19 protein-coding genes and 1 other annotated feature are annotated in these 15273 nt (G+C 38.4%); of the genes, 18 read left to right on the forward strand and 1 reads right to left on the reverse strand.

Annotated features, from left to right (window positions below; genetic code table 11):
- Positions 1-11: 11 nt before the first annotated feature.
- From mutM to ACGTNH_RS08225, 16 genes are all read left to right on the forward strand, one after another.
- Entirely contained in the window at positions 12-836 is an 825-nt protein-coding gene (gene mutM / locus ACGTNH_RS08150) for a DNA-formamidopyrimidine glycosylase (RefSeq protein WP_394586245.1), read from the forward strand.
- 59 nt (positions 837-895) lie between these two features.
- The gene (locus ACGTNH_RS08155) at positions 896-1495 is read left to right on the forward strand and encodes a manganese efflux pump (RefSeq protein WP_394586246.1); all 600 of its coding nucleotides are present in this window, start codon (positions 896-898) and stop codon (positions 1493-1495) included.
- A 10-nt stretch (positions 1496-1505) separates the two neighbouring features.
- Complete coding sequence (gene coaE / locus ACGTNH_RS08160; RefSeq protein ID WP_394586247.1) at positions 1506-2117, forward strand: dephospho-CoA kinase; 612 nt, start codon at positions 1506-1508, stop codon at positions 2115-2117.
- Positions 2118-2279: 162 nt separating this feature from the next.
- Entirely contained in the window at positions 2280-3314 is a 1035-nt protein-coding gene (locus ACGTNH_RS08165) for a glyceraldehyde-3-phosphate dehydrogenase (protein ID WP_394586248.1), read from the forward strand.
- A 231-nt stretch (positions 3315-3545) separates the two neighbouring features.
- Positions 3546-3923: an adenosylmethionine decarboxylase gene (gene speD, locus ACGTNH_RS08170; protein ID WP_245345276.1), complete on the forward strand. Its 378-nt coding sequence runs from the start codon at positions 3546-3548 to the stop codon at positions 3921-3923.
- A gap of 127 nt (positions 3924-4050) precedes the next feature.
- Complete coding sequence (locus ACGTNH_RS08175) at positions 4051-4428, forward strand: cytosolic protein (RefSeq protein WP_394586249.1); 378 nt, start codon at positions 4051-4053, stop codon at positions 4426-4428.
- 35 nt (positions 4429-4463) lie between these two features.
- Positions 4464-4928, forward strand: coding sequence for a transcriptional regulator NrdR (nrdR, locus tag ACGTNH_RS08180; protein ID WP_394586250.1), 465 nt, complete (start codon positions 4464-4466; stop codon positions 4926-4928).
- A 62-nt stretch (positions 4929-4990) separates the two neighbouring features.
- Entirely contained in the window at positions 4991-6346 is a 1356-nt protein-coding gene (locus tag ACGTNH_RS08185) for a replication initiation and membrane attachment family protein (protein WP_394586251.1), read from the forward strand.
- A 15-nt stretch (positions 6347-6361) separates the two neighbouring features.
- Positions 6362-7294, forward strand: a complete 933-nt coding sequence (gene dnaI / locus ACGTNH_RS08190; protein WP_394586252.1) for a primosomal protein DnaI — start codon at positions 6362-6364, stop codon at positions 7292-7294.
- A gap of 127 nt (positions 7295-7421) precedes the next feature.
- Positions 7422-8237: a sporulation protein YtxC gene (ytxC, locus tag ACGTNH_RS08195; protein ID WP_394587673.1), complete on the forward strand. Its 816-nt coding sequence runs from the start codon at positions 7422-7424 to the stop codon at positions 8235-8237.
- 333 nt (positions 8238-8570) lie between these two features.
- Positions 8571-10517: a threonine--tRNA ligase gene (thrS, locus tag ACGTNH_RS08200; protein WP_394586253.1), complete on the forward strand. Its 1947-nt coding sequence runs from the start codon at positions 8571-8573 to the stop codon at positions 10515-10517.
- A gap of 227 nt (positions 10518-10744) precedes the next feature.
- Positions 10745-10869 (forward strand) — a sequence feature (ribosomal protein L20 leader region).
- An 81-nt stretch (positions 10870-10950) separates the two neighbouring features.
- Positions 10951-11454: a translation initiation factor IF-3 gene (infC, locus tag ACGTNH_RS08205; protein WP_394586254.1), complete on the forward strand. Its 504-nt coding sequence runs from the start codon at positions 10951-10953 to the stop codon at positions 11452-11454.
- 28 nt (positions 11455-11482) lie between these two features.
- Entirely contained in the window at positions 11483-11680 is a 198-nt protein-coding gene (gene rpmI / locus ACGTNH_RS08210) for a 50S ribosomal protein L35 (RefSeq protein ID WP_101844577.1), read from the forward strand.
- Positions 11681-11715: 35 nt separating this feature from the next.
- Positions 11716-12072: a 50S ribosomal protein L20 gene (gene rplT / locus ACGTNH_RS08215; RefSeq protein WP_394586255.1), complete on the forward strand. Its 357-nt coding sequence runs from the start codon at positions 11716-11718 to the stop codon at positions 12070-12072.
- A 65-nt stretch (positions 12073-12137) separates the two neighbouring features.
- Positions 12138-12407: a DUF1294 domain-containing protein gene (locus ACGTNH_RS08220; protein WP_394586256.1), complete on the forward strand. Its 270-nt coding sequence runs from the start codon at positions 12138-12140 to the stop codon at positions 12405-12407.
- 44 nt (positions 12408-12451) lie between these two features.
- Positions 12452-13021 carry a TVP38/TMEM64 family protein gene (locus ACGTNH_RS08225; RefSeq protein ID WP_394586257.1) on the forward strand — a complete coding sequence of 190 codons (570 nt, stop codon included), beginning with the start codon at positions 12452-12454 and terminating at the stop codon, positions 13019-13021.
- Positions 13022-13042: 21 nt separating this feature from the next.
- Here the strand turns inward: ACGTNH_RS08225 and ACGTNH_RS08230 are convergent, their stop codons facing one another.
- Positions 13043-13450: a sigma-w pathway protein ysdB gene (locus ACGTNH_RS08230; RefSeq protein ID WP_394586258.1), complete on the reverse strand. Its 408-nt coding sequence runs from the start codon at positions 13448-13450 to the stop codon at positions 13043-13045.
- 109 nt (positions 13451-13559) lie between these two features.
- Between ACGTNH_RS08230 and ACGTNH_RS08235 the strand changes: the two genes are divergently transcribed.
- Positions 13560-14042 (forward strand): dUTP diphosphatase, encoded by a 483-nt coding sequence (locus tag ACGTNH_RS08235; protein ID WP_394586259.1) that lies wholly within the window; start codon positions 13560-13562, stop codon positions 14040-14042.
- Positions 14043-14118: 76 nt separating this feature from the next.
- On the forward strand, positions 14119-15204 hold the full coding sequence (locus ACGTNH_RS08240) for a M42 family metallopeptidase (RefSeq protein ID WP_394586260.1): 1086 nt from the start codon (positions 14119-14121) through the stop codon (positions 15202-15204).
- Positions 15205-15273: the final 69 nt, after the last annotated feature.

Here is a 15273-nt window from a genome sequence, read left to right on the forward strand (position 1 = left end):
GAGAACGAAGAATGCCTGAACTACCAGAAGTAGAAACGGTTAGACAAACGCTAAAGCAGTTGGTGTTAAATAAAAGAGTTAAAGATGTATCAATATTTTGGGACAATATTATTAAAAGACCTCAAGATCCAAATGACTTTAGGACCTGGATTCAAGGCCAGGAGCTTCAAGATATCAATCGGAAGGGAAAGTTTTTAATCTTTCATTTTGAGGACATTTCCATGGTGTCTCATTTGAGAATGGAAGGGAAGTTTGGGGTTTATAAAGCTTCCCTTCCTAAACCAAAGCATACCCATGTAATTTTTCATTTTACAGATGGTTCTGAACTAAGGTACGATGACGTTCGAAAATTTGGAACGATGCACTTATTTGAAAAAGGACAAGAATGGAATGAAAAGCCTCTTATTCAATTAGGCCCTGACCCATTTGATCCTTCGTTTACTACAGAATATTTTTATGAAAAATTGCAGAAAACAAGCCGTTTGATTAAATCGGTGCTGCTAGATCAATCGGTTGTAGCGGGACTCGGTAACATATACGTTGATGAAGCATTGTACAAAGCAGGGATTCATCCAGAGAGAACTGGGAAGGAGCTTACGTATGAGGAGGCCTCCCGACTCAAAGAAGCGAGTACTCAGACGATTGTTGAAGCTGTGAAGCAGGGTGGAACAACCATCCGCTCCTATTTAAATGGACAAGGTGAAATGGGAATGTTTCAGCAGCAATTAAAAGTATACGGCAAAGAAAATACCGGATGTTTAGGCTGCGGAAATCCAATAATAAAGCTGAAGGTAAGCGGTAGAGGAACCCATGTCTGTCCTCGCTGTCAAAAGTAACACATAATGGTTCTTCGCCCATATACTATTTCACATTGACTATGTCGAGGTGAAAAGTGTTGGGGACTGGTTTTCTTACTTTACTTTTTGTTGTAGCGGTTAGCATAGACAGCTTTGGAATTGGCTGTATGATCGGTTTGAAAAAGATTTATTTATCATTTAAAGGGATCTGTGGCATTGCTCTTCTTTCCGGACTCTGTTACTTATGTTCAGCCTCTGTCGGACACTTGCTGTTACCATATATTAATCCACAATTATTCGAATGGTTAGCAGCACTTTCATTTGTTGGATTAGGTTTGTTTTTTATCTGGTCTAATAAAAAAAGCACGAATGCTAATCATGACGAGTCTATCTGGACGCAGCCGACTCGAGTATTAAAATCTCCAGAAGATGCCGATGTAGACCATTCCGGGGGCATCCACGGCAAAGAAGTTGTACTTTTAGGGGCCGCCCTTTCCCTTGATACAATAGGTGCAGGCTTTAGTGGTGTTTTTATTGGTTTACCCCCATTTTATACGGCCGGACTTATTATACTTGCCACTTGCGTTATGCTGTATGGCGGGTTAAAGAGTGGGGAAAAATTCAGCAGTAAAACGGATTACCTTTCTATGTTACCAGGGATTTTATTAATTATTATTGGACTAATTAAGCTAGTTTAGGAGGGCCGGGATGGGTATAATCATAGGGTTAACGGGTAGTATAGCTACTGGGAAGAGTACCATATCTAAGATGTTTGACTCGTTCAACATTCCAGTCGTAGATGCCGATGTCATCTCAAGAGAAGTGGTTGAGATTGGCCGGCCTGCTTATCAAAAAATCGTGGACCGCTTTGGCGAAAAGGTGTTACATGAAGATCAAACATTAAACCGTAAGCAATTAGGAAGTATTGTTTTCAAAGACGAAACGAAGCGGAAGCAATTAAATGAAATTGTCCATCCTGAAGTTAGAAAACAAATGCTTGAGCAAAGAGATGGGTATTTAAATAAAGGAGAAAAGGCAGTGGTATTGGATATTCCATTGCTTTTTGAGAGTGACCTGGCTCATTTTGCCGATCGTACGCTTGTCGTCTACGTTGATGAGGAAACTCAGCTTAAAAGGCTTATGGATAGAGATAGATCTTCGAAAGAGGACGCTTTAGAAAGAATCCGGTCACAGATCCCAATTCAAGAAAAAGCTGAAAGAGCTGATGAAGTGATTGATAACTCTGGAACAATTGAAGAAAGTTATCAGCAGTTAAAACGTATATTAACTGTATGGAACGTGTTGATAAAGTCTGATTGACTACAAGTTAATCAGGCTTTTTTTGTATTTTCTTGTATGATGTAAAGGATTAAAGCCCTTTTTAAAAAATGTTAAAAAACAAGCCACAAAAACGGTTTCAATGTGTTATACTATTTTTGAAAATACAATTCAAAAGTATATCACATTTAGGGGGATTGCCTTATGAAGAAAACTAGAATAGCGATTAACGGTCTGGGGAGAATTGGAAGAATGGTCTTCAGAAAAGCGGTCTTAGATGAGTCAATTGAACTTGTAGCCGTTAATGCAAGTTATCCTGCTGAAACAATCGCCCACATGCTAAAGTACGATAGTATCCATGGACGATTTGATGGAGAAATTGAGCCCATTAATGATGGGATATTAATAAATGGTGAAAAAGTAGAACTTTGTTCTGATCGAGATCCTTTAAAACTTCCGTGGGATAAGTTAAATATTGATATCGTTATAGAAGCCACTGGCAAATTTAAAACAAAAGAAGAAGCTTCCTTACACATTAAATCTGGCGCGAAGAAAGTAATCATAACTGCACCAGGTAAGTCCGTAGATGCAACGATTGTGATGGGAGTTAATGAAGACGCATATAATCCGGAAGAACATGATGTAATTTCAAATGCCTCCTGTACTACAAACTGTTTAGCACCAGTAGTCAAAGTGTTAGAGGATCGTTTTGGGATTGAAAATGGATTAATGACTACTGTGCATGCTTTTACGAATGACCAAAAAAATTTAGATAACCCCCACAAGGATCTGCGACGTGCCAGAGGATGTACTCAATCCATTATTCCTACTTCCACAGGTGCGGCCAAAGCCCTTGGTGAAGTGATCCCTTCTTTAGATGGGAAATTAAATGGGATGGCTTTGCGAGTTCCTACACCTAATGTGTCATTAGTAGATTTAGTCGTCGATCTAAAAAAAGATGTGACGACTGAAGATGTGAATGCAGCCTTTCAATCGATCAGTAATCAAGCGATGAAAGGTATACTTGAATATAACGAAGAACCACTTGTCTCCATTGATTATACAACATCACCAGCTTCTGCTATTGTTGATGGATTATCTACTCAAGTTATGAGTGATCGGAAAGTAAAAGTGCTAGCGTGGTACGATAATGAGTGGGGTTATTCTTGCAGAGTAGTAGATCTTGCTAAACATGTTGGTAATTTAATGAAACAAGAAACACCAGCAAAAGTTTCTTAATGACTGTTGAACCATTGTAACCTACAATTATAAGAAACAAATTTATGAAAAATTGTTTCTTGCAAAAAAGGGATAAACCGTATATACTTTCTTTGAACTTCTGAATACTGTCAATTTCATGCTCTACTTAAAGGGTTAGGACCTCTCAGGACTAACTTTCCCCCGTGGTAGTATATGTAGGTATATTTAGAAGGGAACGAAGTCAATGTACAAAAAAGGGGGATCCTTAAAATGGATACAATGGGAAGACATGTTATTAGTGAGTTGTGGAATTGTAATGAAGATAAATTAAATGATATGAATTATATTGAACAGGTTTTTGTAGATGCTGCTTTAAGGGCTGGTGCAGAAGTTCGAGAAGTAGCCTTTCATAAATTTGCTCCTCATGGAGTGAGCGGGGTGGTTATTATTTCTGAGTCCCACTTAACGATTCATAGTTTTCCGGAGCATGGTTATGCGAGTATTGATGTTTATACATGCGGTGATCGAATTGATCCTAATGTAGCCGCTCATTATATCGTTGAGGCTTTAGAGGCAGGAAGAAATGAAACGGTAGAGGTTCCTAGAGGTATGGGGCCAGTCGAAGTTCAACAATCAAAAGCATTGTAATAAAAAATCACACAGCGTTCTGTGTGATTTTTTGCTGTATCTTTATAAAGTGGTTGCTTTTATTTTTAATAAAACGTGTTAAAATAATATAGAGATGATGTCGAATTTTTGGTAAGGGGTTATGTTAGTGAAAGCATTTATTTCAAAATATTTTAGCAACCATTCTGAAACCAGTGAAGACCATCGTGATGCTTCACTACAAACAAGGTACTATAAAGCGAAGCGTGATGAAATTTTTAGTGCTGTAGAAGAAATGTTTCCCTCTCCTTCTGAAAAGGTAGCTGTATCAAAAGAAAGAGGCGAGTTGACAATAAAATATAAAGGGAAACGAAAAGCTTTTGTAGTGGCTACGATTATCATGGTCCGTCCTTTTCAAACGGCTGTAGACTTTTCTGTTACAACAGATTCAGGAGGTCCAATTGATTTCGGATTCAGCCGAAGTCTAATCGTAGATAGCTACGATAAGCTGGATCGTCAATTCCCTAAATATGATCCTAAACAGTGAGTTGTATGAAATGACAATAGGTGGAGTTGATTTTTTTGAAGTGTCCTAATTGCCACTACAAAAGCACTAGAGTTCTTGATTCAAGACCTATTGAGGACGGGCATGCGATAAGGCGCAGAAGAGAGTGTGAGAATTGTAATTTTCGCTATACAACGTTTGAACGAGTGGAAGAAGTTCCGTTGATTGTTGTAAAAAAAGAAGGTACGCGTGAAGAGTTCAGTCGTGAGAAACTCATGCGCGGGCTTATTAGAGCATGTGAAAAGCGCCCAGTAGCTGTAGAAGAGCTTGAAGGTGTTACTCAAGATATAGAAAAAGAGCTTAGGAACCGTGGTGTTTCTGAAGTGCAAAGCAAAGATATTGGTGAAATGATTATGGAGAGACTCTCAAAGATTGATGAAGTCGCGTATGTGAGATTTGCTTCTGTCTACAGGCAGTTTAAAGATATTAACGTATTTATCGATGAATTAAAGGATTTAATTAAACACGAGGATAAAGGATGAGCCCCGATCGGCTCATTTTCTTTTTCTCTTGTTTAATTTCGTGAAAAGGGGGCGAGTAGGAAATGGAATCTTCAATAGGTAAGCTTTTGCCGGTTGATGGTTTTTTGTTAACAAAAAAAGGGAGCACACCTAAACATGCCCACTGGTCGCTTACCCACTTATACCAACCTGTGATAGGGATATTAGGTATTTCTCTATATCAGTTTTTAACAAGTGAGTGGGAAACAAATGACAGAGAACAAGTACAAACCCACCACGCGATTATGACGTATTTATCTTGCCCGTTAGATAAAATTTATGAAGCTAGAAAAAAGTTAGAAGCCATTGGGTTAATAAAGACTTTTGTAAAAAAAGAAGAAGATACGGTTTACTTATATGAACTGCGGCCTCCTTTGGCAGCAGAGGAATTTCTAGATGATACCTTCTTATCTTTGTTGCTGCAACACGAAATTGGTTCAGATAAATTAGAGCAATTGAAGAAACGATTGATGATTAATAGAAGTAGTCTGTACGAAGGGTATGAGGAAGTGACCGTGTCATTTGATGAAGTCTTTCACCCTCAAATTAAAGGAACTGATCACCCCTATATAAACTCTGCAGAAGGAAAGCAGGATAACGTCAATATACAAAAAGGACCTGTCATTTCAGAGCGGAGAATAGACTTTAATTGGCTTCAGGAAGCCCTCAAGCAGAGAATGTATCCGGCCGGGAAAATTCTTACAGGAATTAACAAGAAAGTGATTAGTCAACTAGGTGCTTTGTATAACCTTAGTTCTACCGAGATTGAGAGAGCATTAACTTGGTCGATAAATGAAGATAACGAACTTGATCTAGAAGAATTTAAGTCGGCATGTCATGATTTTATGAAAAGCCACACAGATGATAATGAGCAAATTCTGAACAAGCGAGAAAAAGTGATTTCATCTTCTAAGGATAGTGGAAGTAAAGAAGATCAGTTTGTTGAACTACTGGAACAAATTTCTCCTCGTGAACTGTTAGAAGATCTTTCGACTGGAAACCAGGCTTCTAGTCAAGACATGAGAATGGTACGGGATGTAATGACTGAGCAAGGCTTAACACCTGGTGTAATGAATGTATTAGTCCATTATGTATTATTGAAAACAGATATGAAGCTATCTAAACCATATTTAGAAAAAATAGCCAGTCACTGGGCCAGGAAGAATGTTAGTACTGTCCGCCAGGCCATGAACTTAGCGAAAGCGGAGCATCAACAATACCAGCAATGGGGCAACCAGCCTAAGAGAAAGTATCAAAATAAAAAGACTGAGGTTATCCCCGAGTGGTTTAAAAAGCAAGATGAAAGAAGGCAACAACAAGAAAAGCTTCAATCTTCTTATGATACCTCAGACTTAGAAGAAAGAATTCGCAAGCTTTCTAAAAAAGGAAATGGAGCATAGAAGGAGGTGGCCGAAGTGGAGCCGATTCAAAGATCTTTAAAAAAGTGGATGAAAGATCATAAACAGTTCCAGCAGCGGTTTTATAATATGAAACAGCAAGTACTTCAAGATCGGGAAGTGAAAGAACTTATTGCCTCACACCCTGCCTTAACGGAAGAGGAGGTAGACCGCCAATTAATTAAATTTTACGAGTTTGAGTCTCAATCTAAAAACTGTGAAAAATGCCCTTCTCGTGAGAGGTGTATAAATATTTTAGAGGGATATACTCCTGAGCCAACTGTGGTAGGTTCAGAGTTGAAATTAATGTACAATAAATGTCCGCGTGAAAGGAAATTGGAACAAAAAAGAAAACAAGAGTCTTTGATCAACAGTCTTCACATGCCTCGAGAAATATTAGAAGCAAGCTCTGAAAGACTAGATTTAAATGATCCTGATCGTACAGAAGCGGTGGCTAAAACGGTTCAGTACTTGGAAGGGGTTACGGACGAACTGCCAAGTAAAGGGTTATATTTTCACGGCCCCTTCGGTGTAGGAAAAACTTACTTCTTAGGCGTTATCGCTAATAGTTTAAGCGAAAAAAACATTTCTTCTATGCTCATATACATGCCTGAATTTGTTCGGGAGATTAAAAATTCGATTAAAGATGATTCGATGAATAGTAAAATTGAAGCTTTTAAAACGACACCCGTTCTCATGTTAGATGATATAGGAGCTGAATCTCAGTCTGCCTGGTTTAGGGATGAAGTGCTTGGCTCGATTTTGCAGTATCGTATGATGGAGAGGCTCCCTGTCTTCTTCACCTCCAATTATAATTTGAAAGAACTCGAACAAATCTTTACGACGAGCAACCGTGGTGATGTAGAGCAAGTTAAAGCCCAACGAATTACAGAAAGAATACGTCAGCTTAGCGATCTAATCAAAGTGGATGGCAAAAATCGCCGCGATTAATGCGAGCATATAGCATGTTTTTCTCACAACTCACATATGTATAAAGTAGAAAATGCTTTAAGACCATTAATTGGTGTGATCATAAAGCTTTACACGTTGTGGTGAGGGGGAAGTGATGTTGGCTTGTGTGTATTTTTCTAATCGAAAAGAAGCGTTTATTTTTTATCAAATCCTCTTTGATTCATATTCTAGGCGAGAACTAAAAGGTGAAATAAAAGAGGAAAAGAGTAAATGGTATGTTTATTTAAATGAAAACAGTATTAGTTCGATGACGGACATCGGACAAGCAATACTTGATATCCTTTATAAGCGGAAGATGAATGCTTGGATGGAGGGAGTACTGCGGCACCGCTTTTATTATGACGATGATAAAGAGATTGAGCGGGTAATACGATTGTCAGCTAAACTAAAGGCTGACCCGCCTGAAGGTGTAACACTGCCTGCTATTGACCAAGAAATAGAACGTTTTGTTAAGAGAAAAGTTTTTGAACATGATTACTCAGATTTTGACGAATTGTCTGCTTCTTGTTTAGAATACATTTACTCCGATTTTTTGGAGTTTACAGGTAAGCTGTTAGATGAGTACAAATTAGAAGAAGCTCATCAAATGATGGTGGATACTTGGCGAAGACAAGTCAAAAATAAATCGAGTGTTGTTCCTCTTTTACACGTTAAGTATGATAGTGAAATTAAATATTACTTCCCGGAAGGCAATCGAGTAGGAAGGGCTGAGCTTTTAAATTATTTAGGTTCTCATCCCGACCCAATGATCCAAAACCTGCCTGAAGACTTAGGCATTTTACCTGCCTTAATCTATTCTCCTGAGGAGCTCATGATTTATTCTGATCATCAGGGTGAAGCTAAACTTGAGCTTTTAATGAATATTTTTGAAGAGAAGGCCGTTTGGAAACCTTTATCGTTTTTTCCTTTTCTCAAAGCTTGATTTCTTTATTGAATCCCGCTATAATACCTACATATTCAATATTAGGATCGCTTGGATGAGGACAAGAATAAAAAGTGACGCTGGATTAGAGAGGGGAGTCATCGGCTGAAAACTCCTTCCTGACGACTTTATTTGTTTACCACCTCGGAGCCCTGTTTGTGAACGGCTGCTAGTAATAAACAGCGTCTGGTCTGCGTTAAGGACGAATGAAGCCGCAATTGAGGTTGTGGGAAATTTTGGGTGGAACCACGAGATAATACGCTCGTCCCTTAGTACTTTCTGTACTGAGAGACGGGCGTTTTTATTTTATAAATAAAATAAGGAGTGATGAAGATGTCAGAAATGATTAATATACAATTTCCTGATGGGAATAAGAAAGAGTTTGATAAGGGAACGACTGGTGAAGAAATTGCTCATTCAATTTCTCCAGGGCTGCGTAAACAAGCTCTGGCGATTAAATTAGATGGAGAGCCCTATGATTTAAGAAGACCCATTGAGCAAGATGGTGTGATAGAAATTTTAACGTATAAAAACCCTGAAGGTTTAGAAGTTTTAAGACATTCCACAGCTCATTTAATGGCACAAGCTATTAAAAGACTATACGGAGAAGTAAAACTCGGAGTGGGCCCTGTGATTGAAAATGGTTTTTATTATGATATTGACCTTGATGTTTCATTGACTCCTGAAGATCTTCCAAAGATCGAAAAGGAAATGCAGCGGATCGTTGATGAAAACCATGAAGTCGAGCGAATTGAACTCTCTAGAGAAGAGGCGATCGAAAAGTATAAGGAAGTTGGCGATGAGCTGAAACTAGAGCTTATTGAAGATATTCCAAAAGGAGAGCCGCTTACTATTTACAAGCAGGGAGAATTTTTTGATTTATGCCGCGGTGTCCATGTCCCACAGACGAGCAAAATTAAAATATTCAAGCTCTTGAATATATCTGGTGCGTATTGGCGTGGCGACAGTGATAATAAAATGCTTCAACGTATTTATGGAACAGCATTTGAAAAACAAGCACATTTGGATGAATACTTGCAGATGCTTGAAGAAGCTAAAGAACGTGATCATCGTAAGCTTGGCAAAGAACTGGGGCTTTTCACAGTGAATCAAAAAGTCGGCCAAGGTCTGCCTTTGTGGCTTCCTAAAGGTGCAACTATTCGCCGAAATATTGAACGTTATATTGTAGATACTGAGGAAAGGCTGGGATACGACCATGTGTACACTCCAGTATTAGGCAGTGTAGACCTTTATAAAACTAGTGGACACTGGGATCATTACAAAGATGATATGTTCCCGACATTAGAGATGGATAATGAAGATCTAGTGCTCCGGCCAATGAATTGTCCCCATCACATGATGGTTTACAAAAATGAATTTTACAGCTATCGTAACCTGCCTGTAAGGATTGCGGAGCTTGGCACCATGCATCGTCATGAAATGTCAGGTGCTTTAGCGGGATTACAGCGTGTTCGAGCGATGACTCTTAATGACGCTCATATCTTTGCTCGCCCAGATCAGCTAAAAGATGAATTCAAGCGAGTGGTCCGTCTCGTACAGGAAGTATACAGGGATTTCGGTATTGACGACTATTACTTCCGTTTATCTTATCGTGACCCGGAAGATAGAGAAAAGTATGTAGATAATGACGAGATGTGGGATAAAGCACAAGCTATGTTAAAAGAAACCATGGAAGATATGAAGCTTGAATATGTAGAAGCTGAAGGAGAAGCTGCGTTCTACGGCCCTAAGCTGGATGTTCAAGTGAAGACAGCGCTAGGTAAAGATGAGACTCTCTCTACCGTCCAATTAGATTTCCACTTGCCAGAGAAATTTGATTTAACATATGTAGGTGAAGACGGAAAAGATCATCGTCCAGTAGTTATCCACCGTGGTGTTGTTTCTACAATGGAGCGATTTGTTGCTTTTCTTATCGAAGAGTATAAAGGAGCATTCCCTACTTGGTTGGCACCTGTTCAAGCGAGGATTATCCCGGTTTCTGCTGATGTACACCTTGAGTATGCTAAAAAACTTGAAGATGAACTTCGTGAAGCAGGTATCCGCGTAGAGGTTGACGAGCGAGATGAAAAGATTGGTTATAAGATTCGAGAGACTCAGACTCAAAAAATTCCGTATGCCTTAGTGGTTGGTGATCGTGAAATTGAGGATCACGCAGTTAACGTTCGCCGTTACAGTCAACAAAATTCTGAATCAAAAGCTGTTGATTCTTTCATCAAAGAGATACGTAACGAGATTGATCAAAAGTTACTAAATAAGTAAATAAAAATTTATATGCACGGCTTTTAGCTTATAGAAAAACCATGTGTTTTTCTATAAGCTTATTCGTGTGAAGAGTATCCTTAATTTTTATCTTTTTCTTTTTATGCTATTGATTTATTGTTAAATATCCTATACTATCTGTTAAGTAGTAAGAAAGTTGTTGTAGTGATAATTGACACAAGCTAATGACCATGATATTATAATTTAGGTAACTGAATGAACGGATCTGAGACAAGAAGAAGCACCCGCTTCTCACCTGATCGACGCATAACGCAGTTGGCAGGTTACTTATCCTTTGACTTTGATAGGAGACGTGTGGGTGCATTATGTGTACCGGCACTTTTTTTATGGGATTAAAACTACTTGTCGATGACGGATCTTATATAAGGTTTCTAAAATATGTTGGAGGTGGCTAGATATTAGCAAAGATAACATGAATGTTAATGAGAAAATTCGTGCACGTGAAGTACGCCTCATTGATGTAAACGGCGAACAACTAGGTGTTAAATCTAAGAATGAAGCACTAGATATTGCAGCTAATGCAAATCTTGACCTTGTTATGGTTGCACCTAATGCGAAGCCTCCGGTCTGCCGCATTATGGATTACGGGAAATATCGTTATGAGCAGCAGAAGAAGGAAAAAGAAGCTCGTAAGAATCAAACAACGATAAAAATTAAAGAAGTACGCTTAAGCCCGGGAATTGAAGAGCATGACTTCAACACGAAGCTGCGTAATGCTCGTAAATTTTTAACAAAAGGCGATAAAGTGAAAGCTTCTGTCCGTTTCCGCGGTCGTGCCATTACGCACAAAGAACTTGGACAAAAAGTTCTTGATCGACTGGCTGAGGAATGTAAAGATGTCGCTACAATTGAGACCAAGCCTAAAATGGAAGGTCGTAATATGTTTATGATGCTTGCTCCTATAAATGAGAAGTAAGCAAAATTAGCTGAAGGAGGAAATTGTAATGCCTAAAATGAAAACCCACAAAGGTTCTCAAAAACGTTTTAAGAAAACAGGTAACGGAAAGGTGAAACGCTCTCACGCTTTCACTAGTCACTTGTTTGCTAATAAATCTACGAAGCAGAAACGTAAACTACGTAAAGCAACGTTCGTCTCTGCCGGAGACTTCCGTCGTATTAAGCACATGCTTCCGAAAAAATAAAAGATAATTATAGAATTATATAGGAGGGAATTCCCATGCCACGAGTAAAAGGTGGAACAGTGACACGTAAACGTCGTAATCGTGTCCTTAAACTAGCAAAAGGTTATTATGGTTCAAAACACGCTTTATTTAAAACAGCAAAACAACAAGTAATGAAATCAGGTCAGTACGCTTATCGTGACCGTCGTCAGAAAAAGCGCGACTTCCGTAAGCTTTGGATTGCACGTATTAACGCTGCAGCTCGTATGAATGATATTTCGTACAGCCGTTTAATGCACGGTCTTAAGCTTGCTGGTATCGAAGTGAACCGTAAGATGCTTGCAGACCTCGCCGTAAATGATGAAAAAGGTTTCGCAAGTCTTGCAGACCAAGCAAAATCAGCTCTTAAATAAGTAAAGAAGAAGTCATTTCCGTTCGGTAGGAAATGACTTTTTTATATAGAACTGGAGTCATCATTATGGATATTTCCTTATTATTAATTTATCTCACAACCCTTAATGTACTTTCATTCATTTTAATGGGTTTTGATAAACGGCAAGCTGTTAAGAGTAGCAGAAGAATAAGTGAAAAGAATTTGTGGTTGGTCGCATGGATAGGTGGAGCAGCAGGTAGTTATTCAGGGATGGAAATTTTCAGACACAAAACAAAGCACCGTTCCTTTAAAGCAGGCATGCCAGTCCTTACTGCTATTCAAGTCATTGTTTTACTATGGTATTTACTGGTCTAAACCTTTATTTAGTTCATATGCTGTAGGTAGGAGGTGCGAACTTCATGAGTGAAGCATCATCTGCACTACTAAGTTGGATCGAGCATCAAGGATTATGGGCACCCCTTCTATTTATCGTCATTCATTTGCTGCGCCCCTTTCTTTTTTTACCGGTAATGCTCGTTTGTATTACTGGAGGTGTGTTATTTGGTCCTGTTGCCGGGACTGCGTATTCGGTCATAGGTACTTTGTTATCCAGCCTTTTATTTTATCGAATGATTCTTCTTGTTCCTTCAGGGTTTAAAAAGCTTCAGCAAATGTATGAGAGGTGGAACAACCGAAGAATAAAGCTCACTGTCAAGCAAGTAGCTATCCTTCGCCTTATCCCATTTATTCATTTTCACCTTCTTTCTTATTGTCTCATACAAATAAGCTCAGACTTTAAAGATTATGCAAAATCATCTTTTTTTGCTAACATCCCTTTGGCCGTCGTATATACTTCAATGGGGCAATGGATTACGTTGTTTTCAATCCCTGTAATAGCACTATTGACAAGTTTTCTGCTTTTATTTTGTTATACGATAAGAAGAAAATCTGAAGTTTTCGTCTGGAAGGAGTTTTTTCAAGCGAGTTAGGGCCGCTATTTATTAGCGGCCTTATTTTTCATCTTCGGGGAGAGGTTTTATGTTTAATCGATTAACTGGGTATTTCCATTCAATCTTTGCATAAGGGTACTTCATTAAAACCTGTTCTTCAAGAAAGTAAATGTCGTTTCTTTCTAATCCTTGCAGCTTTTCAGGTTCTTTAGATGACATTTGAATGGTCAGTACTTCAAATGCATGTTCTGTCGCTCCTAAATACTTTTCACCTTCAAACATCATTCCTCTGTAAGTAATTAAGAAGTTATGTTTTGTGTTTTCTGGATCATCCCAAAAATAAAATTCACATTGTTGATGAGATTGTTCTAATTTCCTTCGGGGGTTTCTATAAAATTTAATAGCAGTATATAGAATTACTGCAAAGGCTATAAGCAGGAGGATACGGAATAATATGATCATTACCATTACAATCGTCTCCCTGTAATCAGTTGTAACTTCTTGTACGTTTACGCATGCTTTTTAGTTTCAAAAAATGATACATTTATAAAGAAAGAATAAAGAGGAGTGATAAAGAATGAATTGGGACGCATTTTATGACAGTCAGGCTCAACTAGATGCCCACATTGTAAAAAAACAGAATTTGGAAAATACATCAATGGTTGAAGATAAATTATTAGCGCTGTTCGTTGAAGTTGGTGAACTAGCAAACGAAACACGCTGTTTTAAGTTTTGGAGCACTAAACCATCCAGCGATCAGTCGGTAGTTCTAGAGGAGTACGTTGACGGGCTCCATTTTATTTTATCTTTAGGTTTAGATTTAGATCTACGGTATCGTTCACGATCATTTAACTATACGACCGAAAAGACAGAAGCCTTTTTGGATGTTTTTACTTCGATTGAGCAGTTTAAACATGATAAAGATAATCGATCGTATCAGAGAATGTTTGAAAACTATCTAATTCTTGGCCAGACATTAGGAATCACAGAGAGAGATTTGCAAAAAGCCTATGAGGAAAAGAATAAAGTTAACTTTCAAAGACAGGATCAAGGGTATTAACTATTGGATAATTTTTGTTTATTTTTACCTAAAGATATATAATAAAAGGAGAGAATAAAGGAGGTAATTTTTACATATGGCAAATAAAGATGAAACGTTGCAGATGTTGAAAGAACTTACAGACGCGAAGGGTATACCTGGAAACGAGCGTGAGGCAAGAGAAGTTATGTCTCGTTACATTTCTCCGTTTGCGGATGAAGTATACACTGATAATTTAGGAAGTCTGGTTGCGAAAAAAACGGGTAATAAAAAAGGTCCAAGGATAATGGTAGCTGGTCACTTAGATGAGGTAGGTTTCATGGTGACTCGTATTGACGAAAGTGGTTATATTTATTTTCAGCCGGTTGGAGGCTGGTGGAGTCAGGTAATGTTAGCTCAGCGAGTGACAATTATGACTCGAAATGGAGATTTAACAGGAATTATAGGGTCTAAACCGCCGCACATCCTTCCTGCAGACCAGCGTAAAAAAGCAGTAGATATTAAAGATATGTTTATTGATATTGGGGCTTCCAGCCGAGAGGAAGCGAAAGAATTCGGTGTGACCCCGGGAGATTCAATTGTTCCATATTTTGAATTTACACAAATGAAAAATGAAAAAATGCTATTAGCTAAAGCTTGGGATAATCGTATCGGCTGTGCCATTGCGATTGAAGTACTTAAGCAATTAAAAGGTGAAAAGCATCCTAATATTGTTTATGGCGTTGGGACTGTCCAAGAAGAAGTTGGTTTACGCGGAGCACGTACCTCTGCTAATTTAATCAACCCAGATATTGCTTTTGGTGTAGATGTAGGAATCGCTGGCGACACGCCTGGTGTTTCAGACCGCGATGCTTCAAGTAAAATGGGAGAGGGTCCTCAGATTATTTTATATGATGCTTCCATGGTTTCTCATAAAGGATTACGTGATTTAGTTGTTGATACGGCGGATGAACATTCAATTCCATATCAATTTGATTCTTTAGCAGGCGGCGGAACAGATTCAGGAGCTATTCACATAAGTCACAACGGTGTACCTGCTCTCTCTATTACTGTTGCAACTCGATACATTCATTCTCATGCAGCGATGCTTCATCGTGATGATTTTGAAAATGCCGTTCGTTTAATTGTAGAAGTTATCAAAGGGTTGGACGATAAAAAAGTAAAAGAAATCACATTTAATTAATTTAAGATTGCCGGATAATACTCGGCTCAAAAGAAGCGCGTAAAATCAAGATTTAAAATCTGATTTTAC

Origin of the sequence: Halobacillus sp. B23F22_1 (assembly GCF_043497005.1) — a bacterium.
In the GTDB taxonomy this organism is placed as follows: domain Bacteria; phylum Bacillota; class Bacilli; order Bacillales; family Halobacillaceae; genus Halobacillus_A.